The sequence below is a fragment of the Peribacillus sp. R9-11 genome, assembly GCF_031345095.1.
Taxonomy (GTDB): domain Bacteria; phylum Bacillota; class Bacilli; order Bacillales; family DSM-1321; genus Peribacillus; species Peribacillus butanolivorans.
This window is the reverse complement of sequence record NZ_CP133763.1, coordinates 4492038-4518998: the sequence shown is the minus strand read 5'-3', so window position 1 is coordinate 4518998 and position 26961 is coordinate 4492038. Positions and strand designations below refer to the sequence as shown.

Here is a 26961-nt window from a genome sequence, read left to right as displayed (position 1 = left end):
CATGTTCATTATTTATTAGAAATGGTAAAATCACTATATTCCTATAAAATTTAAAAAGTGGAAATGAAAATAGAGGATGCTGTTGAATATGAAGAAAGTATCGCTAGAAACCAAGATTCTTGGGTTAGTCTTATCATTGAGCTTATTTTTGATTCTCCTATTAACGACCTCCTTTTCCTATATGGAAGGAAGACAAATAGCGAAGGATAAAGGTCAGTTAGCATTGGAGTTATCAAGAACCATTAGTTTTATGCCTACCGTCACGGAGGCATTTGAATCCGAAAATCCTGCTAGAACGATCCAGCCGATTGCCGAAAAGATTCGCAAGGAAACGGGGGCTGAATTCATCGTTGTAGGAAATAAAGAGGGAATTCGTTATTCTCATCCGTTAGCCTCTGAAATAGGGAAGCGAATGAAAGGCGGGGATAACAACCGAGCTATAAAAAATGGTGAATATTACGTTTCTGAAGCGGCTGGTTCGCTTGGTCTTTCTATTCGAGGAAAGTCACCGATATTTGATAAGGATGGAAAAATAATTGGAATCGTTTCGGTCGGTTTTTTAGTGAACGATGTTCGTGCCCAAATTTTTAAGGATTTATCTAAAGAGATGATTGTGTCTTTAGTAGCCATTATGATATCAATCGTCGGGAGCTATATGCTGGCAAGAAGCATACGTAAAGATACATTAGGGTTAGAGCCATTTGAAATTGCTAATTTATATAAAGAGAAAAATGCTGTACTTCACTCGGTGAAAGAAGGTATTTTAGCCATTGATCAAAATGGTTTGATTACATCCATGAATCAGCCGGCAAAAAAGTTGCTGGATATAAAGGAACCTGTTCGCCATTTGAATGTAGATGGGTTGTTTCCTTCAACATATTTATATGAAGTGTTGAAATCAGGGGAACCGCAAGTGGATAAAGAAATTTCATGGAAAGATAAATCTGTTATTGTGAATTGCACGCCGATCTTCGATAGTGAAGGTGTAAGCGGTGTTGTCGCTTCGTTCCGTGATCGAACAGAAATAGAGGAAATGGTTAACACACTATCGGAAGTGAAGATGCATTCAGAGGATTTAAGAGCACAGACCCATGAATTTACTAATAAATTATATGTTCTATCCGGATTGATACAGTTAGGGGAATATGATGAAGCAATAGATATGATTCAAAGCGAAACATCCGAATTGTACTCTCTGAACCGTGTTGTTTTCGAACAGATTAAAGATACAAAGGTACAAGCTCTGTTACTTGGGAAGATAGGAAAAGCATCAGAAAAGAAGATTCCCTTTGAAATAGACTCACAAAGTTACTTAGAGAAACTCCCGGACCATATAAAATTGTCCCAACTTACCTTGATTCTTGGCAATATAATCGATAATGCGCTGGAAGCGGTTTCTGGCATGGATGAGCCACTAGTGAAATTTTTCGCTACCGATATCGGAAATGATATGGTATTTGAAGTAAGTGACAATGGAAAGGGAATACCCGAGAATGATATCGCGTTTATTTTCGACCGGGGTTTCACTTCGAAAACAAGTGGAAATCCAAGTGGATATGGACTATCAAATGCTGATCATGTTGTAAAAGAGTTGGGTGGCATCATCGAAGTTCAAAGCGAGGAAGAAAACACCGTATTCACCGTGTATCTTCCTAAAGAGCAGACAGGAGGGAAAGAATGCTAAAAATAAGAGCGGTCATTGCAGAAGATGATTTTCGTGTAGCGGATATCCATGAGAAATTTTTAAAAAACTTTGAAGAAATAGAAGTGGTCGGGAAAGCAGTAAATGCAAAAAAAACTCTTCGGATCTTGGAACAAAAAAGCCCTGATCTGCTTCTGCTTGATGTCTATATGCCGGATCAGCTTGGTACAGACTTACTTCCAAGCATTCGTCAGAAATTCCCGAATGTGGATATTATCATGATTACGGCAGCCACAGAAAAAGAACAACTTGAAAAGGCCCTTCACTATGGTGTAGAGAATTATTTAATTAAACCGGTAGAAATGAAGCGCTTCAACCAAGTCATAGTGGAGTATCTTAAGAAAGCCCACCTTATGCAATCTAAACAAGATATAGACCAGGATTTTGTTGATCTTATTTTAAAAAAGGGATCGTCTACGCCGGAAATCAATGATGGACCTGCATTACCAAAGGGAGTCGACGAAATCACATTAACGAAAGTAATGGAAGTTCTTGAAATAAGCGACATTGGTTTGTCAGCTGAGCAAGTGAGCTCTCAAATCGGCGCTTCTAGAACAACAGCAAGGCGTTATCTGGAATACCTGATATCCGTAAAGAAATGTAAGGCAGAAGTAATATATGGAGTAGTAGGGAGACCAGAACGTAGATATTATAAGATTTGATTCAGAGAAAGATAACCTAGGAAATATAAAAACACCTTCGTAAATGGAGGTGTTTTTTGTATGGGAAAATCGGTGGGGAGAAAAGTGCTTTAGAGATTACCAATATTGTTAAAATCATTTAAAAACCGACCATTCAAACCCCGGGCATGGCATCCGGTATAGTCTGAAAATTGAAGATGAAAAGTACCTCCGTGAACACAATGAACACAATTAACAAAATAGTTTTAAAACACAATAAATTGAAAACGCTTACAGATTAAGCGTTTTCATATACAATTTACTTTATTAGAAGATAGGAGTGATAGATATGCTCGCTTTATTAGGATATTTGATGATTTTAGTGTTTATGATTTTAATTATGACAGGGCGACTTTCAGCCATGATAGCTTTGATCGTAGTACCTAGTGCCTTCGCACTTATTGGTGGTTTCGGTAGTCAAATGGGTGAAATGGCGCTAGAAGGAATCAAAAGTGTGGCGCCAACAGGAATCATGATTTTATTTGCAATCCTTTTCTTTGGTATTTTGATTGATGCTGGAGTTTTTGATCCAATCATTAATACGATCCTTAGACTTGTAAAAGGAGATCCTGTAAAAATTGCCATCGGTACGGCAGTTTTGGCTTTACTTATTTCGTTAGATGGAGATGGTACAACCACATATATGATCACGATTTCTGCCATGCTTCCGCTATATAAACGGATTGGAATGAAACCGCTTATATTAGCTGGTATCGCTGTTTCGTCATCTGGAGTCATGAATCTTCTTCCTTGGGGAGGCCCGACAGCAAGGGTGATGACTGCTTTGAAATTAGAAATGTCCGATGTATTCACGCCTGTTATTCCTGCTATGATTGGCGGCGTGCTATTCGTTCTATTCATGGCATATTGTATGGGTAAAAAAGAAAGAAAAAGAATCGGGATAATAGAAGTAGATTATCATGCTGTAGCTCAACATGCGGCTGCAACTGAAGATGCTTACATTAAGCGTCCTAAATTAATTGTCTTTAATTATGCGTTAACACTTACCCTGCTAGTCGCGCTGATTATGGAACTTATGCCTTCAGCGGTCCTATTTATGATAGGTTTTGCCATTGCTATTACGATTAATTATCCGAAAGTAAGTGATCAAAAAGATCGTGTAGCCAATTATGCTGACAATGCTTTATCAGTTGTTTCGATGATATTTGCAGCAGGTGTCTTTACCGGAATTCTTTCCGGAACGGAAATGGTAGATGCTATGGCAAACTCTATGATTCAGCACATTCCTGACCAAATGGGTGCACACTTTGCCGTTATCACAGCTATCATTAGCGCACCTTTTACTTTCTTCATGTCTAATGACGCCTTCTATTATGGCGTACTTCCATTACTTGCTAAGGCAGGTGCTGCTTATGGAATTGATCCTGCCATGATAGGAAGAGCTTCTCTTTTAGGGTTACCAGTTCATCTATTAAGTCCGCTTGTTCCATCAACCTATCTATTGATTGGGATGGTAGGAGAAGATTTTGGAGCCCTGCAGCGTACTTTCTTGAAGTGGGCTTGCGGATCGACACTTGTCATGATTCTGGTATCTCTTGTATTAGGAATAATCCCACTATAAGAGATATAGCAAGTAGTTCCTCGATCTTTTAAAGTACCCTTTTATTGTAAAGAGCCCCATTCGTACTAGTACTAGTACGAATGGGGCTCTTTAATTTCGATTGAAAGGTGGCTCTCTATCCTACTGCTCGCTTTCCTCACTAACACTCTATCTATCAAAGCTCATAATGATATTTATTACTGGCTGATTGAACTACCCACCACTTATCGACCTTACTGTCTGATTGAAGTGGGGGATTCCTAAGAACATTAGCCTATCGGCCAATTTTTAATTAGGCTACTCCCGTAGTTCCTACGGTTAGAAGCCTTAAGGCTTCATTCATTAGATTGAGTCCTGCGTTAATATCTCGATCGTGGTGACTTGTTTTGCTTTTTATAATATCGACTATAGGAATCTGCTAAATTTTCCACCGATTTCTGTAAGGCAATACTGTCTACTTCTTTCAGGAAAGAATACTCTTTCTTTAAAGCTGGAAGTTCTTTGATTGTTGCGTATTTATTCAGAAAAGAACCTTTCCATTCATTAGAGGGTAATTGGCCGTTCTGCTTCATTTCTTCACAGATATACCAGTAGGCATCTTTCTCCTTTTGTTTGCCTAAAAAGAAGTTATAGACAAAACGGGAGCAGCCGATCGTTTTATTGATTAGAACTAGTTGTTCTTTAGTTGGATAGATTCGAAATTTATAAGCTTTGTTTACGACCATTGGTTTCACCCCCTTATAGTTATTATTAAACACCGAACGTATGTTTGTCAAAAGATTACTTTGGCTTATGCCAACCGCCATTCATCTCCCCTTACCGTTGGGCTCTCGCCCTTCACACGTTTGAAGAGGGAATATTCTGGCGGGAAATGATAAAACTAGAATTAAGAGAAACATTATGTTTGTCTTCTCTCTCGCGACAAAGTTAGCTTTTTCTTTTATTGAATGTGGATGTACCGTAACTTAACATTAGGTGAAACTATATTAAGAAGGGAAGAGAGCAAAATGGCTCACTTTAATATAAAGGTTGCTGTTCAAAAGTTCGGTAACTTTCTAAGTTCAATGGTCATGCCGAATATATCAGCTTTCATAGCTTGGGGGTTAATCACTGCACTATTCATTCCTTCTGGTTTCCTCCCAAATGAAAGCCTTGCCAAAATGGTTGGCCCAATGGTTACTTTCTTGCTTCCGCTTTTAATTGGGTATACAGGTGGTAAGTTAGTTCATGATCACCGAGGGGGCGTAGTTGGTGCTATTGCGACTATGGGTGTTATTGTTGGATCTGATATTCCAATGTTCCTTGGTGCAATGATCATGGGGCCGTTTGGCGGATATGTTATCAAGAAATTCGATCAATTTATTGAAGGAAAAATAAAAGCCGGTTTTGAAATGCTTGTTAACAATTTCTCAGCTGGGATTCTTGGCGGCTTGCTGTCCATTCTATCTTTCTTAGCGATAGGTCCTGCTGTTGACGTGTTTACAGGATGGCTTGTAGCAGGTGTTGATTGGCTTGTAGGTACAGGTTTACTGCCATTAACAAGTATTCTAATCGAACCTGCCAAAGTATTGTTCTTAAACAATGCAATTAATCATGGCGTCCTTTCACCAATCGGTGTAGAGCAAGTTAAACAAACTGGATCTTCCATTCTGTTTCTGCTTGAAGCAAATCCTGGACCCGGTATTGGTATTCTGCTTGCTTATTGCTTCTTCGGAAAAGGTACTGCGAAGAGATCGGCGCCTGGAGCTGCCATCATTCATTTCTTCGGTGGTATCCATGAAATATATTTCCCTTATATTCTAATGAAACCGATGTTATTTTTAGCGGTCATTCTTGGAGGCATGAGCGGAGTTTTCACTTTAGTTCTTTTAGGCGGCGGATTGTTCGCTCCCGCTTCGCCAGGCAGTATTCTTGCCATTACAGCGGTAACTCCGCATAATATGGGCGCATATATTGCTAACTTTGCAGGTGTGATCGTAGCTGCAATTGTATCATTCATCGTAGCTGCATTCGTCTTGAAAACAGGCAAACAGACGGAGGAAAATATCGAAGATGCTGCGAAAAAAATGCAAGAAATGAAAGGGAAGAAAAGTTCTGTTGCTGATGTATTTGCTTCAGATCCGGGCACTATGCCAACAAACGTCAGTAAAATTATTTTTGCTTGCGATGCTGGTATGGGTTCAAGTGCAATGGGTGCTTCCCTCCTGCGCAAAAAGGTAAAGGAAGCTGGTTTGAATATTGATGTTACAAATACAGCAATCAGCAACATTCCTTCTGACGCACAAATTGTTATTACACAGGAAGAGTTAACTCCAAGAGCACAAAATAAAGTGCCGAATGCTTTTCATGTATCTGTCGATAACTTCTTATCAAGTCCTGAATACGATTCATTGCTAGCGCGGCTTCAGGATGATGGTACTGACGAGCTTCATGAGATTGTCGAAGATGCTGAAGAGGAAGTTCCAGGTGTTCGTGAACATTCAATTGAACCTGGCATCGATGCAGGTGAAGAAGATGCACCGGATGATAATGATCTGCTTCGCGAAGAAAATGTCTTCCTTAATCAGCATTTTGACAATAAGGAAGAAGCGATCCGCTTTGCGGGAAGAGCTTTGGTAAATGCAGGATACGTTAAGGAAAGCTACATTGAAGCGATGATTGCACGTGATGAAATGACTTCAACCTATATGGGAAATGATGTAGCCATTCCACACGGAACTGAGGAAGCTAAGAAAGATGTCCTTAAATCTGGATTTACCGTTTTACAGATACCAAACGGTGTCGATTTTGACGGTCAAAAGGCTCGGTTAATATTCGGAATAGCCGGCAAGGATGGCACGCATCTTGAAATTCTATCTGGCATTGCGGTTACTTGCTCGGAGATGGAGAATATTGAAAAGATGGTTAAAGCCACATCAGCCAGGGAATTGATGGATATTATAAACGTTAAAAATAATTAAATACTCTTAACCAAGAATAGAAAAGCGTTTTACGCTTTTCTATTCAGTATTTTCTCGTGTTACTCCACCTGAAATGAGTTGGTAGCATGTATATTACTTCAAGGGAAAAATCAATCATAGAATTGATCATAAAAACTTCAGGAAAACATACGGCCATATCCATTGCAACACAACTGAATGTAAGTGTCCGGACGGTTCAACGTGATCTGAAGGCCATAGAAAAAATCCTGCAATCTTTTGAGTTGCATTTAACACGCAATACACATGAAGGGCTGTCCATCGATGGGAAGAATGAACAAGTCTTTAGGCTTGTACAGCATCTGATGGGTAATCATCCGATTGATCAAACGCCACAAGAAAGAAAGTTGCATCTTCTTTTAGCTTTACTGCAGGAAGAATCATATAAAACTCAAGCTCTAGCGGGGGATCTCGGTATAAGCATAACCACTCTTTCAACCTATTTAGACGAACTGACTGAGTGGATAAGAAATTTTAATATCGTGATTACCAGAAAAAGGGGAGTCGGAATAGAGCTTACCGGCACTGAAGAAAATAAACGGAAAGCTCAGGCTGCCTATTTCTTGCACTTCTTTAATGAAGAGCTGATTGAAAGTTTATTTTTGTTGCAAGAAGGAAAATTCCCAGAAGGGAAAATCCTCGACTATTTCGATCCCGATTATCTTCTGGCTATTGATGGGGTGCTGAACTCGACCTTTAACAGTGTCCATTCGCGTTTGGCTGATAGCGGGTATATAGGGTTAATTGTGCATATTTATGTAACCCTGCAAAGGAATGAAAGCCAATTTTTTTTGGAGAAGGACTTCAAGAAAATAAGAGAACTTTCGGATGAGAATAATCTTATGAATAAAATAGGCAAGGAACTCAGCACCATGCTGGAAGTCTCTTTTACTATCGATGATATAAGCTACCTGGCCGCCATCCTTAAAGGTTCCAAGCTTCATGCGGCGGATGCAGTTCCATATGACAGTGTGGTGCTAGGCCAGCTGATAAGGAATTTGATAAAAGATGTTTCTGCTCAATTGCAAATCGATTTGACCAAGGATTTCCCATTGTATCAAGGGCTCCTTGCTCACATGGAACCATCGCTTTTCCGGATCAAACAGGAAATGGGATTATATAATCCCTTAACGGAAGATATTAAACGAAAGTATCCGGTTCTCTTTTTAGCAGTAAAGACCAGTCTGGAAAAGGGGTTCAAAGAAATTAAAGATTTTCCTGAAGATGAAATAGCCTTCATTGTCCTTCATTTCGGATCTGCATTAGTGATGCGGGAGGAAGAAATATCAATAAGGGCACTCATTGTTTGTCCGACAGGTATAGGTACGTCGAAGATGCTTGCAAGCCGGATCAAAAAAGAAATCATAGAAATCCAGACTGTAGAAATCAAGACGATCAAAGATATCCAGCAGCAGGGCAGCCTGAAAAACTATGATGTAATCATTTCTACGGTTCGGCTTCCGTATATCGATATGGATTATATCGTCGTATCCCCTCTTTTGAGTGAAGAGAATATATTGAACATCAGGAATTATTTAAGGAAGAATATTGAAAACTTCACTAAGAATAAGCGTTATAGCAGTCATTCAGCCCAAAAGGATTCCCTGCCAAAAAAAGAGAATGGCGAATTGAAAGAAGTATTGCAGGAACTGAAAGACGTCCAACAAGCAATAGACGCTGTTATCAATAATTTCCGGTTTTATCGGCTGCCGCATCTGAAAGGACATCCGCGAATCATCGAAGAAATGGTTCGGATGGCTGAAAAGGAAGATCTGCTAAAGGATGCGGATGATGTGATTGGATCTCTTAACGAACGGGAAAAAAAAGGTGGTTTAGGTATTCCAGGCACTGGAATGGGCCTTTTTCATACCAGACATAAGAATGTGAAAGAGCTGATTTTCCAGGTGGCCCACTTAGATGAACTCTGTATGGTAAGAGGAATGGACGGAAAAGACGTGTATATGAAAAACCTGTTGCTGATGCTTGCACCTGAAGAATTAAGTGCGAAGCAGCAGGAAATCGTCAGCTTAATCAGTTCAAGTTTAATTGAAAGCAATGAATCTATAATGATTTTTTCATCATCAGAGGAAGAAGTAATTCGCAGTAGAATGGAAGCCATATTTTTGGATTATTTATATACTAACTTGATAAAGGGATGATAGAAATGAAACAAGTAGTACATTTCGGTGCAGGGAATATTGGAAGAGGATTTATTGGGGCACTCTTTTCACAATCTGGATATCATGTAACATTTGTAGATATAGCTGATCAAATCATCGACCAGTTAAATGATAAAAAGCAATACCAAGTCAAATTGGCGACTGATCAGCAAGAATCGGTCACAGTAGAGAATGTATCAGGTTTAAACAGCTTAAAGCAGGAAGAGGAAATCATCAAGGCAATTAAAGAAGCAACATACCTTACGACTGCAATCGGTCCGAATATTTTGCCTCACATCGCACCTTTAATTGCAAAAGGGTTAACTTCAAGAGTGAAGGAAACCGATGATAAACTGTATGTGATTGCTTGCGAAAACCAAATATCAGCAACAGATCTTTTAGAAGGATACATTCTAGAAAACTTAGATCAAGATACAAAGGCAAACTTAGCTGATAAAGTATCCTTCTTTAATTCAGCTGTTGATCGAATTGTTCCGATTCAAAATAACGAGGGTTCCCTCGATGTTTTAGTAGAACCTTATTATGAATGGGTCGTTGAAACGAATGAAAACATTCCTGCCGTTGAGGGGATGACCATTGTAAAAGAACTCGCTCCATTCATTGAAAGAAAACTTTTTACCGTTAATACAGGACATGCTGTCATTGCTTACTTGGGTTATCTTAAGGATAACAAATTGACGATTGACCAGTCATTGGAAGACGAAGGCATTGTAAAGCAAGTCAAGAAAACATTAGATGAAACTGGAGCCTATTTAATAAAGGAATACCAGTTGAACCCAGACGAGCATCAGCAATATATTAACAAGATTATTAACCGATTTAAAAATTCTTACTTAAATGACTCAGTAAATAGAGTAGGCCGTTCACCTCTGCGTAAGCTTGGACCAAACGACCGTCTTGTACGCCCTGCAGTAGAAGCGAAGAAAGCTGGACTTTCCTATACACATCTAGCGAAGGCAATAGCAGCAGCTTTACTCTTTAACTATAACGAGGATGAAGAAGCACTAAGGCTGCAAGCGATGGTGAAAGAAAACGGTGTACCTTCTGTTCTTAAAGAAGTTAGTGGTTTAGACGAAAATAGCGAAATTACCAAAGAAGTTGTCAGTCATTACAATGAGTTAAAGAAATAAATAGTTTATACCAGAGCTCCTGAAATGAATTTTCAGGAGCTCTTTAACTTAGGAATATTGCTGAAGGGATGCAAAGTACTTACGTGATCAATTGCTTTACGCTATACAATGCTCAAAAGGATAAAATAAATTTCTCTCAATACCGACTAAACCACTAAAGATAATTGACTACAGAACAGTAATTTTATATGATAATACTGACTGACTAATCAATCGGGAGGTGAGAAAGAATTTCTACAGAAAAGGTGGATAGAAGAGAGCAAATATTAGAGATTTCGCAACAACTTTTTGCTTCACTTGGTTATCATAAAACGAAGATCTCTGACATCGTTCGAGAAGCGGGTATTGCGCAGGGAACTTTTTATTGGCATTTTAAAAGTAAAGAAGCTATTGCTTTAGAAATTATTCAAGAAGGGCGGAACGGACTTCTGGAAGTTGTAGCGCACGGACATCGAAAATTTCCTGGAACTGTTAAGGATGTTGTGAGTTCCTCTGAAAAGTTATTTGAAGAGTTGTTTGATTTTTCCGCATCTAATCGATATATGATGGAAATGATATTCAAAGGAATTGACGGTGAAGAGTCACTTAAACAGGTGATTATTGAAACTCGATTGAAGGTGGAAGAAGCTTTTCAAAATAATATTAAAAGAGCGATGGAGCTAAACATTCTACCGGAAAGGGATCCTGGTTTACAAGCTGCATTATTAATGAGTTTATTTGAAGGAATCCTATCTAGGTGGTTATTCGGACCGGTCTCAGAGGGTTCGCATATACGAAACAAAACAACGGCGGAACTGGCTAAAGAAATGGTCAGATTCGAATTTTTTGGATTATTAGGAACATAAAAAGGAGACAGATTATTATGAAGAAAAAATATTCATACCTTACATTGGTATTATTATTAGCATTTACTTTGATTTTAAGTGCTTGTGGTTCGAAAGATGATAAGGCAAGCGAAAATAAAGAAAGCAGTGCAGATTTATTACAACAAATCAAAGATCGCGGAACACTTAAAGTAGGGCTTATGGGTACATATCAGCCATACAATTTCTTGAATGATAAGAAAGAGATGGATGGATTTGATGCTGATATCGCGAAAGAAATGGCCAAGCGTCTTGGAGTGGATGTTGAATTTGTTTCTCAAGAATTTTCAGGTATGGTGGCAGGATTACAAACAAAAAAATTTGATGCAGTTATTAGTCAAATGACCATTACTGATGAACGTAAAAAACAAATGGACTTTACGGAACCGTATATCACTAACCATGTGAAGGTAATCGTTCAAGAAGATAATAACTCGATTAAGTCTGTAAAAGATTTCAAAGGCAAGAACATTGGAGTGGGGCTAGGTACTAATGACGAAACATATCTTCGTACAGAGCTGCTTCCAGAGGTGGGGGATTTTACAATTAAAACATATGATGATGTTATTACATCATTAAAGGATTTGGACTCTGGAAGAATCGATGCAACCATTAATAATATGTATGCGTTGAAACCAGTTGTAGAGAGTAATGGATTTAAGATCAAAGCAGTTGGTGAACCGGTTAAATCTGATAAAGCAGGAATCGCGATTCGTAAAGGCAATGAATCATTATTGAAAGAATTGAATAAACATCTAGCTGATATGAAAGAAGACGGCACATATAATGAGATTTTTGTGAAATGGTTTGGGGAAGAGCCAAAAGAATAAACCTTTAGTAGTAGAAAGGATACAAGCAAAGTTATGGATGTTATTTGGGTTAACCTACCATTTTTATTGAAGGGAGCGTATTATACGCTCCTTATCACCATTATTTCAATGTTTTTTGGATCGATTATTGCTGTGGTTGTGGCGGTAGCAAGACTAAAAGGTAATAAGTTTATTAGGTGGATGGCTCGTGCATATGTTTCCATCATAAGAGGTACTCCCACTTTGGTCCAAATTATTATTGTGTATTATGGACTGGCTGATTACGGATTAAATCTTCAACCACTAACAGCGGCTTATATTGCGTTAAGTATTAGTATCGGGGCTTACCTGTCTGAAACATTACGCGGGGCGATTCAATCTATCCCTAAAGGGCAATATGAAGCGGCATATGCTTCTGGAATGACGCCATATCAAACGATGCGCAGGATTATTTTCCCGCAAGCGATTCGGGTGGCCATCCCGCCAGCAGGCAATACATTTATTGGGATGTTAAAAGAGACATCACTTGTCTCCGTTATAACGGTTACCGAATTATTGCGTTCAGCTCAATTATTAATCGCTCAATACTATGTGTACATGCCATTTTATTTAGCAATTGCGCTAATGTATTGGATTATGAGTACAGGATTTTCCTTTGTCTTGGAAAGAATTGAAAAACGGTTATCAATATATGACTAAGTATGGTGAAGTAGAATGATAAACATCAACAACCTATCGAAGAGTTTTTCAACATTAGAAGTGTTGAAGGATATTAATTTACAAGTGAACAGCGGCGAAGTTGTTGTGATTCTTGGACCGAGTGGTTCAGGTAAAAGTACATTGCTTCGATGTATAAATGGTCTCGAAGAATTAACGAGTGGAACTATTGAAGTGAGCAACATTGTCGTTGATGCGAAAAAAAGTCATAAAGAGCGCAATAAACAAATTAAAAAAGTCCGTCTTCATACGGGAATGGTTTTTCAACAATTTAATTTATATCCGCATAAAACGGTATTGGAAAATGTTATCGAAGCACTGTTAATTGTGAAAAAATGGTCGAAAAATGATGCAGAGATAAAAGGGGAAACGCTGTTAAAAAGAGTAGGTTTGATTGATAAAAAAGATGTGTATCCTTCCCGATTATCTGGAGGTCAGCAACAAAGGGTTGCGATTGCAAGAGCACTTGCCATGGAACCGGATATCTTATTGTTCGATGAACCAACGTCTGCATTAGATCCAGAGTTGGTAGATGAGGTGTTGGCTGTAATTAAAGAACTTGCTCAAGATGGAATGACCATGGCTATCGTTACACATGAGATGACTTTTGCTCAGGAAGTTGCTGATCGAATCGTCTTCATGTCAGATGGTGTCATTGTTGAAGAAGGTCCCCCAGAGGAATTCTTTTCACAACCACAAACCGATCGAGCCAAGAAATTTTTGAAGAAAATGTAGTTAATATAAGGAGAGCTGGAGGAATTATTATGAAAGTAGTAACTAAATGGAATGGCCAGCGTGCTTTCACAGCTGTTGGAGATTCAGGTTATGAAGTAAGTATGGACGCAACTCCTGCATATGGAGGCGAAGGTAAAGGATGTACACCAACTGAAATGCTGCTGGCTTCTCTAGCTGGTTGCATTGGAATTGATGTCACGATGATACTGAAACCTTATTTGTCATCTGTGGACAAGCTTGAAATTGAAACAGATGGCACGAGAAAAGAAGAATTGCCAAAAGGATTCACATCCATTGTTGTGACTTTCATCATTGATGGGCAAGTGGACAGTAAACGAATCTGGAGGGCAATTAATCTGGGCAAAGAAAAATACTGTGCGGTATCAGATTCTTTGAAAGCCGATATCTCATTCCGGCTAATTTTAAATGGGGAAGAACAAGCAAAAATAGTTACTGATCAGAACCAAGGAGAATAAATACTTTTAACTTTTCAAAGGCACTGTGGAGAAATCTCTACGGTGCTTTTGTTGTTTTTAAGGAAAAAGAAAAAGGATATTTCTTAGGAATATAAATTTAACGCTTGTAAATAGTAATCATTACGTTTTATAATAAGAGACAGTCAAGACATCTATAGTGATAATTCTTGAACAAAAAGGATTTTTTTATAATATAAATCGTAATTATTTTGATTTGTGTGATGAAGGGGTCTTTTTATGTTGAGAATATAGCTCGTACTTGAATTTGGTACTTTTACTCGTGAATTTGGTGCAGTTACTCGTGAATTTGGTGCAGTTACTCGTGAGTTTGGCGCATTTACTCGTGAGTTTGGCGCATTTACTCGTGAGTTTGGCGCATTTACTCGTGAGTTTAGCGCAGTTACTCGTGAATTTAGCGCAGTTACTCGTGAGTTTGGCACTTTTACTCGTGAATTTGGCACTTTTACTCGTGAATTTAGCGCAGTTACTCGTGAGTTTAGCGCAGTTACTCGTGAATTTGGTACTTTTACTCGTGAATTGAGTGCATTTACTCATGGGTTCGTTCTTTAACTCGAGTTTAGTCCTCTTACGAGTAAGTTTGGAGAAGGGAGAAGCAGAAGGAAGGTAGAAGATTATCCAATCCATACATAGTAAGAAACCTATAAACAAGGGACAATTTGAATGATTTCTGATTGGAGAAATCTCTCACCAGTAATATCAGGCAATTATTGCCTGGCAAATCATGATAGTAAAACTGTGATTTAAATCGTAATCAATACGATTTTCGACAACTGATATAAAACTAAAAAAATTTATGGAGGATTATCTTATGTTCAGGAAATACAAATCATTATTTATTCTATTTCTAACAGTCTTTCTTTTGGTAGCATGTTCTTCCGAGACTACAAAAGAACAAGAGAAAAAGAAAAAAGAAGTGAATTTACTTTTTAATTTTGCCACTAGCTCGCTTGATCCAAATGTTGATACAAGTTATGTGTCACTGCGTGCAGGAATTACTGAAACTTTGGTACACCTCAATGATAAGGACTTGACTATTGAGCCTTGGCTTGCCAAGAGCTGGGATAGTGAAGATGGACAATTATGGGAGTTCAAGCTAAGGGAGGGAGTGACGTTTCAGAATGGAAAACCTATGGATGGCGAGGCGGTAAAGGCATCTTTAGAGAGGGCGATGAAAGATAGTCTAGCGATTAAAAATGCCTTGCGCATTGATTCGATAGAAGCAAAAGGAAATACCTTAATGATTAAAACAGAAGGTCCCTTTCCGGAGTTCCCATCTGAATTAGTTCATCCAAACACATCGATTATTGACGTAAAGGAAAGTGACTATATAAACAAACCAGTTGGGACAGGCCCATTTGCCGTGTCGAAATTCACACCAGGAACTGCAGTGGATCTTAAGCGGTACGATTCTTACTGGGGTGGAGCCGCGAAACTGGAGAAAGCCAGATTTTCGTTTAATGAAGATGCCAACGCGCGCTCTCTTGCACTTGAATCAGGAGATGCTGATATTGTCTTCCGTCCAGAAGTTGAAAGCCTAGCAAATTTAGAAGCTATAGATGGGGTAACTGTGGAGTCCACATCTACTTTCCGTGTACATCAAATGACGATGAACTTAGAACGGAAAGCGCTGCAAGATATACACGTTCGTAAGGCTATAGATGCTTTGATAGATCGTTCATCCATTGCGAATACGATTTTACAAGGTCATGCAGAAGTTGCCACAGGACCTTTTCCATCTACGTTCTCATTTGCTCCAGACTATCCAAAAAAAGAGAACGGAATGGAAGCGGCTAGAGAATATCTTGAAAAAGCAGGATATAAGAAAGTACATGATGTTATGCAAAAAGACGGCAAACCGCTTTCGTTTACGCTTCTTACTTACAGTTCACGTGCCGATTTACCGTTAATCGCTCAAGTATTTCAATCGGATGCTGCGCAGTTAGGAATTGATGTGAAAATCAAACAGATTGAAATCCCGGAAGAGTATATGGCTGCCAATCGGGATTGGGATTTAACAACGTACAGTAATTTAACGGCACCGCGCGGAGATGCCGGTTACTATTTAAATGCAACGTATCATCCAAATGGCGCCTTAAACTTCAGTGGTGCGGATGACGATCACTTGACGGCACTTATTGACAAGTTAAACGTAACGGTTGGGCAGAAAAAACGTTCAGATTTAGCTGAAGAAATTGCGATGTATGTGGATGAACAAGTATATAACTCATTTATTTTACATCCCAACACACTTGTTGCATATAACTCCAATAAAGTTGAAAACTGGATCACTTCGCGAAGTGAATACTACATGCTGACGAATAAACTGGATGTGAAGTAAATGATCCGCATTCTAGGCCGGCGATTTATCGAGGTTGTGATTTTTATCCTTGTTATTACATTTATCAGCTTTCTTTTTGTGCGGCTCGCTCCAGGTGATCCGGTACTATCAATTCTTCAAGTGGATGATGTATCGATCACAAACGAGCAAGTCTATGAGCTTCGTGAAGAATTGGGATTCAACGATCCGTTGCTTGTACAGTATGGTCATTGGTTTGCGGACTTTGTTCAATTAGATTTCGGAAATTCCTATATTACGAATCAGCCTGTGATGAAAATGATTATAAGCGGTCTGCCAGCGACACTTGAACTGTCAATGGGTGCTTTACTTGTCATGCTTAGTATAGCTATTCCTTTAGGATCGCTTGCTGCTTTATATAGAGGCAGTTGGATTGACCAGATAAGTCGTGGAGTCTCATTATTAGGCGCAGCTATCCCTAGCTTTTGGCTGGGACTACTTTTGATTGATTTATTCGCGGTGAGATGGGGGGTATTTCCAACAATGGGGAGGGACGGATTCATTTCAATGGTCTTGCCGTCGGTTACTTTGGGCCTTGCCATTACAAGTGTATACGTCCGCTTGCTGCGTTCGAGTTTGATTGACTCGCTTAGTCATGAATTTATCAGAGCCGCCCGGTCAAGGGGGATTTCAGAAATACGTATCTTCTTTGCCCACGCATTTCGCTATAGTTTACCGCCGGTCATTACCGTATTCGGTGTTAGCCTTGGCAGCTTGATCGGCGGGGTCGTCGTGGTTGAAGTGATTTTTGCTTATCCTGGTATTGGGAAGATGGTCGTTGACTCTATTCGATCTCGTGATTATCCAGTCATCCAAGGATACATTTTAATTATGGCTATTATTGTATTTATGGTAAATAGCGCAGTGGATTTAACTTACCGATATTTGAATCCTGAGCTAAGACTAAAGGAAAGGAATAATAGTTGATGGAATTAGTGTTCAGAAAACAAATCAAAAGACGATGGAAAGCTGCCGCTATTTATACAACGATGGCTTTTGTGTTTGCTGTTGCAGCGTACACCTTTCTTGGCCTGAAGCATGATCCGCTACTAGTCAATCTGGCTGAAAGATTATTGCCAGCAAGCTTAGAACATCCGCTCGGCACGGACCACTTAGGGCGTGACGTATTAACGCGTCTGCTGCTTGGTACAAAGCTGACGGTTGGCTATGGGCTCTTATCCTTGTTAGTTGCTGTTATAATCGGCGTCCCGTTTGGGGTAATTTCTGGATTCAAAGGAGGTCTGATCGATCGAATTTTCATGCGTATTGCAGATGCTTTTTTATCATTTCCAGATACGATCGTAGCTATTGTGTTGAGTGGTCTATTAGGTCCGGGAATTGAGAACCTGCTGTTGGCCATTGTTGTAGTGAAATGGGTGAACTATGCTCGGCTTGTGCGCAGTACGGTGATTACTGAGCGTCAGAAAGATTATGTGACGGTAGCTAAAATTAATGGAGTTAGTTCCTTCCGAATTATGCGAAAACATCTATTTCCGCACCTTATTGGGAATGTACTCGTACTGGCAAGTCTCGATTTAGGGAAAATCATCTTACTCATATCTTCCCTGTCTTATATTGGACTCGGTGCGCAGCCTCCAGCACCAGAATGGGGAGCGATGCTCAATGACGCCCGTCCTTACTTTCAATCCAATCTGTTTCTGATGATTTATCCCGGACTTGCTATTGGATTTGTCGTTTTTTTATCAAACTTACTCGGTGATTATTTGCGTGATAAATTTGATGTGAAAAAGGAGGTGGAATCGTGAGTATTTTAACCGTTAATCATCTATCTGTTATAGGAAAACAAAATAGGATTGTCAAAGATATTTCGTTAGACATCCATAAAGGAGAGTGGTTCGCACTTGTTGGTCAAAGTGGTAGCGGCAAAAGCATGACAGCCATGGCAATCGGACAGTTGCTAGCGCCAAATCTCCAAGCAAAGGGAGAAATATGGTATCAAGAAAAGAATTTATTAACGCTGTCTTCCTCTGAAATGCGGAAAATTCGCGGAAAGCACCTAGCTTATATTTTTCAAGATTACCAAGGGTCATTTACTCCGTTTCTTACTATTGGACAACACTTCGAGGAGTATCAGCGGACGCACCTTAAACTGTCTAAAAAAGCAAGACGGCAGCAAGCTGTGGAAGCGCTTATTTCCGTTGGCCTTTATGAAGATATCTATAGAAGATATCCGTTTCAATTAAGCGGGGGGCAGCTTCAACGTGTGTCCATTTCGATAGCCCTGCTGCTTAAACCAGATATATTGATAGCAGATGAACCGACTACTGCTTTGGACAGTGTATCTTCTTTTAAGGTTTTGCAATTGTTATCCCGGCTGCAAGTAGAGACCGGCTGTGCAATTTTGTTCATTACCCATGATTTGCGTCATGTGAAGAAATATGCGAACCGAATTGCTGTTATGAAAGAAGGAGTAATCATAGAAACCGGTGATAAAAATCAGGTGCTGAATCATCCGCAGCACGCTTATACAGATAAACTGATTCAATCATCGCCATCACTTAGAAGCAGAAGTCCATTAACACTTGAAGGAGTGTCAGGATGAGTTTATTAGAAGTGAAAAATGTCCATAAAACGTACGATAACGGTGTGGAAGTTCTTAAGAACGTGAATTTTAGCATGGAGAGGAAAGAGTGCCTAGGTTTAGTAGGAGAGAGTGGGTGCGGGAAGAGCACGCTTGCTCGCTGCATTTTACAGATTGAATCTATTAATAAAGGTATGATCATGTTCGAGGGGACGCCTCTGCAAAACAAAAGCGAGCGCAATTTAAAGCCGTACCGAAAAAACATCCAAGCGGTTTTACAAAATCCTGCTTCAGCGTTGAATCCAAAACTAAGGATAAAAGATTCGCTAATAGATCCTTACCTGCAATACAGCAGTCAAGCTAAGATGAAACAATTTCAGTATACAAGTGAAGAAAACTTTGTCGCACAGCTATTAGAAGCTGTAGAACTTCCAACGGGGCTTGCTGAACGATTTCCGCATGAACTAAGTGGAGGACAGAAGCAGCGGGTGACCATTGCACGCGCTATTAGTATTGAACCAGCGCTTATAATTTTAGACGAACCGGCTTCAAGTCTTGATGTGCTATCACAAGCAGCCGTATTGCGTTTGTTAGATGAACTACGAGTTACGTTGGATATTTCATATCTTTTTATTTCTCATGACCTGTCGGCTGTGCATGAGATGAGTCAAAAAATCATGGTGATGAAAGAGGGTGTCATTGTTGATTCATTCGAGAAGGAAAACCTCTTTTCTATGGACCGTCATTCATACACACAAGAATTATTAACAATGTTTGAATGATGAAGAACATCAGGAGAACCGCTCTATCTGTTTAAAATATAAATCGTAATGATTTCGATTAATGGCAGATAAGGTTTTGAACCATAAGGGGGGAAATGCGGTGAATCACCGATCATATCTAGCCTTAGCCATTCCTCTGACCATTTCGACGATAACGACACCTCTAATAGGTGCGGTGGACACGGCAGTAGTGGGTCAGTTACCCAATCCGGCTTATTTGGGAGGTGTAGCTGTAGGTACGATTATTTTTAACACCATGTATTGGCTGTTCGGCTTTTTGCGAGTGAGTACATCTGGATTTGCTGCACAAGCACTTGGTGCAAAGAATGAACAGCAAGGAATGTTAGCCTTTATCAGGCCGTTATTAATAGCGATTGCTGTAGGAATAATTTTTATTTTGCTTCAAGGTCCGATAGAACATGTTTCATTAACCTTGATAAACCCGGACACTGACGTTCACTTATATGCCTCTGAATACTTCAGGATTCGAATCTGGGGAATTCCATTTACTTTAATGAATTACGTCATCTTAGGATGGCTAATGGGGATGTCCAAAATCAAGGTTTCGTTAGTGCTACAAGTGTTTATGAACCTCATGAACATTGTTCTTGATTTGTTGTTTGTCCATGTTTTCGCATGGGGTGTATCTGGAGTAGCTATAGCGACTCTTCTATCAGAGGTAACAGCCTTTTTCATTGGGCTATTTATTATTTGGAAAGCGACGCCCTATCGAATTAAAATGCCTCCCTTTAAAGAGATGATTGACCCTTTATCTTTTAAAAAAATGATGGCGGTGAATCGAGACTTATTTATCAGAACGCTCTGTTTGCTAACTGTTTTTAATATCTTTGCGGCAAAGGGCGCGTCATATGGAACGGAGATATTGGCAGCCAATGCCGTCCTTATTCAAATTCACTATATAATGGCTTATTTCTTTGATGGGTTCGCAAATGCCTCTAGCATTCTTGTTGGAAAAGCCATTGGTTCGAAGGATAAGCACTTGTATAAGAAGACCCTTATGTTGTCCTGGCAGTGGGGGGGCCTATCCTCTCTAATGATTGCTGCCAGTTACTTTCTATTTAGTGATTACATCATTTCACTATTTACACGCATACCTAGTGTCATTGATTTGGCAAATGATTATGGAATCTGGCTTATTTTGTTTCCTCTTTCGGCAAGTGTAGGCATCGTTTTCTATGGTGTTTTTACAGGGGCTACAGAAGCTGCGCCTATTCGGAACTCAATGATTTACTCCTTAATTGTTTTTTTAATAACCTTATATATCTTTGTGCCTTCGTTTCAAAACCATGCGTTATGGTTGGCCTTTACTGTATTTAGCTTAGGGCGTTCAGTATTTTTAGCACTGTATATACCACAGTTAAGTCATAAATTATTTCCTAAGAGGAGTGTTAGACATGAAGACAATCGAATTAGCTAGAAAACAAGAAAAAATCATTAATACATATACAGAAACATATAAAATCTTACTAGCAGAACAAGATTTAACACCAAATAATGAGATAATTAATCACGTTTTATCTGAACTAGTTGCCACTCTTTCTAAACCAATAGATCAATCCGTAGCAGAAGATATTCTTAACGATAAGGAGATTAAATCAATTAGGGGAACCATGCTTGAAAAGCTGACGATTGCAGAAACCTTAATGGAGGATTACTATGCCAAATTATTTATTGGCAAGGTGAATTCCTTAGATGACTTTCGTTCATTTATTTATTGGGATAACTACAAAGAACTGATCAAAACAGAAATACATGAACTGAAAAAAGTAAAAAATGATTTTCATTCGTTCGCATTTATAGGAGCGGGTCCTTTACCTTTAAGCCCTTTACTGCTTAAACAAGAATTGGGTTCAAAAATGACCTGTCTCGATATTGATAAGCAGGCTTATACATATGGCCAGGGTTTCATACAAGATTTAGATATTGATAGGAACTCAAGCTATATTTTAAAAGATGGTGCTCTACATGATTATAGTGGATATGATCTTATCTGGATTGCCAGCCTTGTTCCTAATAAAGAGGATATTTTAAAACAAATATTTGAGACGAATCCAAAGGCTATAGTGGCCATTCGATCGGTGGATGGCATACATCAATTATTATATGAACAAGTCGATGCAACAAAGTTTCACAAAGTGGCATGTGAAGAAGTCGGCAGAACTATTGCAGATTCTTTCATCATTAATTCAACAATATTATACACATACAAACAGTAAACCCATCAAACGAGTTGCTTCGGCAATTCGTTTTTTATATGAGTAAGTTATTAAACTAAAAGGTTCGGGAGGGAGCATTTACCCCCAGCAGGTGTGAACAGGCAATTAGAATAAGAATAAGGCACGCCTGCATGACTAGTTTATTTTGATTTGCGATATTTACAAGTAATACTTGAATTGAGAGTCTATTATATATCGATGTGAAAATCGCCTTTGCATTTCCATGAATTCATTATCATTGGCCTAATCTGTAGCAAGAAGAGGAAAGGAATTTTTTCTTAAGATTCATAGAAAAAAAAGGGAAGTGTCAAAAGGTTGTCTATGCGGCAGTCGTTTGGGGCTAAATATTGGAACTTTATTTATGGATATTTGCATATAATTACAAACGGTATGGTGGCGGAGAGATGTTCTTGCTCCTCAAGGGTGGTTGTAATTGGAAAAGTTTTCTATTAATATGGAATATGAATAATGTGATAGGAGGTTGTACATTGGCTTTACAAATCAAAGAAATCACAAAGAAATTTGGAGATTTCACAGCTGTTAATAATCTAAATTTCACTATCCCCGAGAAAGAAATGTTTGGTTTTTTAGGAGGGAATGGTGCAGGGAAAACAACCACGTTTCGTATGATACTTGGCTTGCTTGACCCAACCGAAGGAGAAATAGTTTGGGATGGTAAGAAAATCGATTATACGACCAGTTCATTAATTGGTTACCTTCCTGAGGAACGCGGACTATATCCAAAGCTGAAGGTACGTGATCAGATTGTATATTTAGCTAGATTAAGAGGCATGAGAAAAGGAGATGCATTGAAAGAGTTAGAATATTGGCTTGACCGTTTTATGGTGCCAGAGTACATCGATAAGCGTGTTGAAGAGCTTTCAAAGGGAAATCAGCAAAAAATTCAGTTGATCGCTTCCATGATTCATAAACCGGAATTGCTTATTCTTGACGAACCCTTTAGCGGACTAGATCCTGTTAATGTGGAAATGCTGAAGAAGGCGGTCATCGACTTGAGGGACAGCGGCACGACGATTGTTTTCTCAAGTCATCGTATGGAGCATGTTGAAGAGATGTGTGAGCATCTTTGCATTATGCATAAAGGATCCCCCGTAGTGGCTGGGAAATTGAAAGAAATTAAGCGTTCTTTTGGCAAAAAGAATGTGTCAATTAAAGCTGATTTTGATTTATCTTTCTTGGATACTTATCCTGGTGTAACAAAAGTTAAGAACACGATGGAAGGGAAAATTCTTCAAGTCACTGGTGAAGATGTAGCTGAGAGCATGATTCGTGATCTTGTTCCAAAAGGGTTCGTTCGAAAATTTGAATTGGAAGAACCATCGCTGACGGATATTTTCATTGAAAAAGTAGGTGCAGTCTATGAATAAATTTTGGATTGTTCTTTCCCATACATATCTATCAAAATTAAAAACGAAATCCTTTATCATTTCTACAGTCATTATGATGGCATTGATTCTTGTTCTTACAAATATTTCGAAGCTTATTGATACATTCGATAGTGAGGATCAGGAAAAGGTTGCCGTTATCGATCTGACTGAAGATAGCTTATTTGATTCTTATAAGACTGCGGTAGCAGGTGTGAACGATGAGCTCTCGATAATATCCGCCCAAGATGAAAAGGAAGCGGATGAAATGGTTAACGCAGAAGAAATCGTTGGGTATCTTTTGATCGAAAAGGATGACAGACTAGGTTTTAAGGGAACGTATAAAGCGAATCAAATTTCAGATTCAATGGTAAGTAATGATTTGCTTCTCGCACTTACCCAATTGAAAAGCCAAATCACAGCGAATGAATTGAAATTGACAGAGCAGCAAATCACTAAATTGAAGACGCCACCAGCCTTTGAAACGATTGCACTTCAGGAGAATGCAAAAACAGAAGAAGACCTCAATCAAGCCCGTGGTCTCGTGTATGTGCTTTTATTCGTCATTTACTTCGGTGTGTTGATGTATGCAACGATGATTGCAATGGAAGTAGCCACTGAAAAAACATCAAGGGTCATGGAAATCCTGATTTCAAGTGTCCCGCCAGTCACGCAGATGTTTGCCAAAATAATGGGGGTAGCTTTGCTTAGTCTTACACAAATGATTTTATTTTTTGGATTGGGTTATTTATCAATTAAGCAAAACTTGACAGGTATGAATGAAGGATTTTTCGCATTTTTTGGTTTCGGCAGCATCAATATCTCAACGATCATTTATGCGATCATCTTCGCATTGCTTGGTTATCTTCTGTACGCGACACTTGCGGCTTGTCTTGGGTCAGTTGTCAGCAAAATTGAAGATGTCCAGCAAATGATTTCACCGATGACCATGCTTGTTGTCATTGCCTTTATGATTGCGATGTTTGGACTAGGGAATCCTTCAGCTAGTTATATCACCATTACATCATTCATTCCATTTTTCACTCCAATGATTATGTTTTTGCGCGTAGGAATGCTTGATGTCCCTTTCTGGGAAATCGCAATAAGCATTGCTGTATTGATTTTAACAATTATTTTACTTGGTATTATCGGAGCGAAAATCTATCGTGGTGGAGTCCTGATGTATGGAAGCTCAAAATCACTAAAAAGCATCAAAAATGCATTACAATTATCAAAGAAAAATTAACCTTAAAACCTGAATCCCTCACTTTTTTTTGAGGTATTCAGGTTTTTTTATTTTTTTCATGATTTATGAGTTCAGCTCCTAAAAACCCTTATGACTTTTTCTAAGGAATAAGTTTATTTACTTCTACTATTCCTTCCTTCATATGTACTGACACTTATTATCTCCAATAAGATCCCAACTAATTCAGCTGTTCTAGACAAGATAGTCCTTCGAAATATTGAAAGATACATAGGGGGATTTGTTAAGTTTAATGTAAGTCTATAAAACTTACTTGACAATATAAGCTTATGAAAATATAATTACTTACATAAAGTAACCAACAAAAAAGGAGAATAAATAACATGAATAGAAATGAAGCTGGTCAAGTTTTTTTACGGATAATTTTAGGTCTTACTTTTTTCATTCACGGAGTTTCAAAGTTTCAAGGTGGAATAGGTAACACGGCAGGCTTCTTTGATAGCCTCGGAATTCCTGGGTTCATGGCTTATGTGGTAGCATTTATCGAATTAGTCGGAGGTCTTGCAGTAATAGTTGGCTTTGGAACACGAGTCGTTTCTATCTTGTTTGTCGTTATTATGCTGGGTGCCATTTTCACGGCTAAATTACCTGCTGGATTTCTTGGCAATGGACAAATGGCAGGATACGAGCTGGACTTAGCACTGCTTGCTATGTCCGTTTATCTTGCATGTGCAAATCGCTCGCTTTTTTCTTTAGATAATAAACTCTTAAATAAAGAAGGGAAGTAACAATATGATGGGGGAATTTCATCAAAAGCCCGTTACGTTTGTTAGGGAAGTTAGTATTAATGTCATGCATCTGGATAATGCCATCAGGTTTTATCAAGATATCATAGGTCTCCAATTATTGAAAAAAACGGATCGCAAAGCTGTTTTAACAACAGATGGTAAAACCCCGTTGCTTACGCTTGAGCAGCCCGCTGATGTAATTCCAAAAGAAGGAAGAACAACAGGCTTATATCACTTTGCTCTTTTGCTACCAACCCGTGCTGACTTGTCGATCTTTTTACGCCATTTACTTCAAACAGAATACCGGTTTGGAGCTTCGGATCATGATGTAAGTGAAGCGCTGTACATTACTGATCCGGATGGAAATGGCATTGAAGTCTACTGGGACCGTCCATCTTCTGACTGGAAATGGTCAAATGGAGAAGTTGCGATGGGAACGGACCCGTTAGATGGAAACAGCCTCCTGGCAGAAAGTGACGCCGAGTGGAACGGACTGCCTGCTGGTACGTTAATGGGACACATTCATTTACATGTAGCGGATCTACGAAAAACAGAAGAGTTTTACATGTTGGGTCTTGGGTTTACTATTGTGAATCGATTCGGAGGGGCTCTCTTTACTTCAACCGGCGGATATCATCATCATATCGGATTAAACACATGGAATGGCGTTGGCGCTCCTGCTCCAAAGAAAAACAGTGTAGGGCTCAACTGGTATTCACTTGTTTTTGCAGATGAAGAAGCGAGAAACAAAGTGATTGAAAAACTAAACAAAATTGGTGCTGAAGCTACAAAAGAAGACGGTTTTTATGTCATCACAGATCCGTCAGGAAATGAGATTCATTTAGTTATCTAAAGCCTTTAGGGTTGGAACTATAGTATATTCAGAAAGCATTGGTGAGAAAAAATGGGATTTTTCAGTAAGTTATTTGGAAATAAAGATACAAGTGCAGAGGAGAATAAAAAAATGACAAAAGTATTATTTATCAAAGCAAACGATCGTCCAGCAGACCAGGCAATAAGCTCAAAAATGTATGATACATTTGTAAAAACTTATAAAGAAGCGAATGGTACGGATGAAGTGATTGAGTTAGATTTATTTAAAGAAGAGCTACCGTACTATGGTAATACAGCGATAACTGGGATGTATAAACGAAACCAAGGTTTTGAACTGACACCTGAAGAAGAAAAAGCAGCTAGTTTAGTTGATCAATATTTAAATCAATTCCTTGCTGTGGATAAAGTAGTATTTGCTTTCCCTTTATGGAATTCAACGGTACCTGCTCCGCTAATCACGTACCTTTCTTATTTGGCTCAAGCTGGTAAAATGTTTAATTATACAGCGGAAGGTCCTGTTGGATATGCTGGTGATAAAAAAGTCATGCTTTTAAACGCTCGTGGCTCAGATTATTCCTTAGAAGGAATGGCTTCTGCTGAAATGGCTGTAAACTTAGTAAAAACCATCATTAGCCTATGGGGCATCAAAAATCCAGAAGAAGTGGTTATTGAAGGACATAATCAGTATCCTGATCGCACGCAAAAAATCATTGCGGATGGTTTGGAAAACGTTGCAAAAGCAGCTGAAACATTCTGATTGTGAAGTGAAAAGAATAGCAGGCAATGGAAGGCCCTCACTATCAATCGGGGCCTTCAGACTGTAGACAAATTCGTAGAAAGCGAGTTTGCCTGCAGTTTTTTTATTGAAAAACGTTTCAGTTGATTTCAGAAATCCGCACCCTTTCCGCCGACTGTCTGCCAAGCCTCCTCGCCGCAAGCGTCTGGGGGTCTCGGCTAGCCAGTTATTCGGCAGGAGTGCCG

At 39.0% G+C, this 26961-nt stretch carries 23 protein-coding genes and 1 pseudogene; 23 read left to right on the top strand and 1 reads right to left on the bottom strand.

The annotated features are described in order from the left end of the window. The first annotated feature begins 88 nt into the window (after positions 1–88). The 3 genes from RE409_RS21955 to RE409_RS21945 all read left to right on the top strand — a co-directional run bounded on the left by RE409_RS21955 (position 89) and on the right by RE409_RS21945 (position 3964). Positions 89–1684, top strand: a complete 1596-nt coding sequence (locus tag RE409_RS21955) for an ATP-binding protein (RefSeq protein ID WP_201250504.1) — start codon at positions 89–91, stop codon at positions 1682–1684. Next, complete coding sequence (locus tag RE409_RS21950) at positions 1678–2364, top strand: response regulator (RefSeq protein WP_056529765.1); 687 nt, start codon at positions 1678–1680, stop codon at positions 2362–2364. The genes RE409_RS21955 and RE409_RS21950 overlap by 7 nt, the downstream gene beginning before the upstream one ends. A 307-nt stretch (positions 2365–2671) precedes the next feature. Next, entirely contained in the window at positions 2672–3964 is a 1293-nt protein-coding gene (locus RE409_RS21945; RefSeq protein ID WP_201250505.1) for a CitMHS family transporter, read from the top strand. Positions 3965–4314: 350 nt separating this feature from the next. On the opposite strand, the pseudogene RE409_RS21940 reads toward RE409_RS21945, so the two are convergent. Beyond that, a pseudogene (locus RE409_RS21940) lies at positions 4315–4668 on the bottom strand (helix-turn-helix domain-containing protein); the annotation flags it as partial. Positions 4669–4950: 282 nt separating this feature from the next. On the opposite strand from RE409_RS21940, the gene RE409_RS21935 reads away from it, so the two are divergent. The 20 genes from RE409_RS21935 (at position 4951) to RE409_RS21840 (ending at position 26737) form a co-directional block, all read left to right on the top strand. Beyond that, positions 4951–6903, top strand: coding sequence for a PTS mannitol transporter subunit IICBA (locus tag RE409_RS21935; RefSeq protein ID WP_201186401.1), 1953 nt, complete (start codon positions 4951–4953; stop codon positions 6901–6903). Positions 6904–6989: 86 nt separating this feature from the next. Further along, positions 6990–9080, top strand: coding sequence for a BglG family transcription antiterminator (locus RE409_RS21930; RefSeq protein ID WP_201223283.1), 2091 nt, complete (start codon positions 6990–6992; stop codon positions 9078–9080). A gap of 5 nt (positions 9081–9085) precedes the next feature. After that, positions 9086–10231: a mannitol-1-phosphate 5-dehydrogenase gene (locus RE409_RS21925; RefSeq protein ID WP_201223284.1), complete on the top strand. Its 1146-nt coding sequence runs from the start codon at positions 9086–9088 to the stop codon at positions 10229–10231. A 245-nt stretch (positions 10232–10476) separates the two neighbouring features. After that, the gene (locus tag RE409_RS21920; protein WP_309558054.1) at positions 10477–11076 is read left to right on the top strand and encodes a TetR/AcrR family transcriptional regulator; all 600 of its coding nucleotides are present in this window, start codon (positions 10477–10479) and stop codon (positions 11074–11076) included. A 17-nt stretch (positions 11077–11093) separates the two neighbouring features. Then, on the top strand, positions 11094–11924 hold the full coding sequence (locus RE409_RS21915; protein WP_201223285.1) for a transporter substrate-binding domain-containing protein: 831 nt from the start codon (positions 11094–11096) through the stop codon (positions 11922–11924). Positions 11925–11957: 33 nt separating this feature from the next. After that, the gene (locus RE409_RS21910) at positions 11958–12602 is read left to right on the top strand and encodes an amino acid ABC transporter permease (RefSeq protein ID WP_201186391.1); all 645 of its coding nucleotides are present in this window, start codon (positions 11958–11960) and stop codon (positions 12600–12602) included. Positions 12603–12617: 15 nt separating this feature from the next. Next, entirely contained in the window at positions 12618–13355 is a 738-nt protein-coding gene (locus RE409_RS21905; protein WP_053347481.1) for an amino acid ABC transporter ATP-binding protein, read from the top strand. A 29-nt stretch (positions 13356–13384) separates the two neighbouring features. Further along, on the top strand, positions 13385–13831 hold the full coding sequence (locus RE409_RS21900; protein ID WP_053347480.1) for an OsmC family protein: 447 nt from the start codon (positions 13385–13387) through the stop codon (positions 13829–13831). Between the two features lie 829 nt (positions 13832–14660). Further along, the gene (nikA, locus tag RE409_RS21895) at positions 14661–16190 is read left to right on the top strand and encodes a nickel ABC transporter substrate-binding protein (protein ID WP_309558053.1); all 1530 of its coding nucleotides are present in this window, start codon (positions 14661–14663) and stop codon (positions 16188–16190) included. Beyond that, entirely contained in the window at positions 16191–17135 is a 945-nt protein-coding gene (nikB, locus tag RE409_RS21890; protein WP_309558052.1) for a nickel ABC transporter permease, read from the top strand. Further along, on the top strand, positions 17135–17974 hold the full coding sequence (nikC, locus tag RE409_RS21885) for a nickel transporter permease (protein ID WP_201250512.1): 840 nt from the start codon (positions 17135–17137) through the stop codon (positions 17972–17974). The genes nikB and nikC overlap by 1 nt, the downstream gene beginning before the upstream one ends. After that, on the top strand, positions 17971–18771 hold the full coding sequence (locus tag RE409_RS21880) for an ABC transporter ATP-binding protein (RefSeq protein WP_309558050.1): 801 nt from the start codon (positions 17971–17973) through the stop codon (positions 18769–18771). The genes nikC and RE409_RS21880 overlap by 4 nt, the downstream gene beginning before the upstream one ends. Then, positions 18768–19532, top strand: a complete 765-nt coding sequence (locus tag RE409_RS21875) for an ABC transporter ATP-binding protein (protein WP_116820900.1) — start codon at positions 18768–18770, stop codon at positions 19530–19532. Before RE409_RS21880 ends, RE409_RS21875 begins: the two co-directional genes overlap by 4 nt. Positions 19533–19632: 100 nt before the next feature. After that, positions 19633–20970, top strand: coding sequence for an MATE family efflux transporter (locus RE409_RS21870; protein WP_201250513.1), 1338 nt, complete (start codon positions 19633–19635; stop codon positions 20968–20970). Then, a complete protein-coding gene (locus RE409_RS21865; protein WP_201223291.1) occupies positions 20948–21769 on the top strand; it encodes a nicotianamine synthase family protein in 822 nt (273 codons plus the stop codon). The genes RE409_RS21870 and RE409_RS21865 overlap by 23 nt, the downstream gene beginning before the upstream one ends. Positions 21770–22257: 488 nt before the next feature. Continuing rightward, on the top strand, positions 22258–23157 hold the full coding sequence (locus RE409_RS21860; protein WP_201186376.1) for an ABC transporter ATP-binding protein: 900 nt from the start codon (positions 22258–22260) through the stop codon (positions 23155–23157). Then, positions 23150–24400, top strand: a complete 1251-nt coding sequence (locus RE409_RS21855) for an ABC transporter permease (protein ID WP_201250514.1) — start codon at positions 23150–23152, stop codon at positions 24398–24400. The genes RE409_RS21860 and RE409_RS21855 overlap by 8 nt, the downstream gene beginning before the upstream one ends. 341 nt (positions 24401–24741) lie before the next feature. After that, positions 24742–25146, top strand: coding sequence for a DoxX family protein (locus RE409_RS21850; RefSeq protein ID WP_201223293.1), 405 nt, complete (start codon positions 24742–24744; stop codon positions 25144–25146). 7 nt (positions 25147–25153) lie between these two features. After that, the gene (locus RE409_RS21845; RefSeq protein WP_116822248.1) at positions 25154–25999 is read left to right on the top strand and encodes a VOC family protein; all 846 of its coding nucleotides are present in this window, start codon (positions 25154–25156) and stop codon (positions 25997–25999) included. A 51-nt stretch (positions 26000–26050) separates the two neighbouring features. Then, positions 26051–26737, top strand: a complete 687-nt coding sequence (locus RE409_RS21840) for an FMN-dependent NADH-azoreductase (RefSeq protein ID WP_057214588.1) — start codon at positions 26051–26053, stop codon at positions 26735–26737. Positions 26738–26961 lie beyond the last annotated feature (224 nt).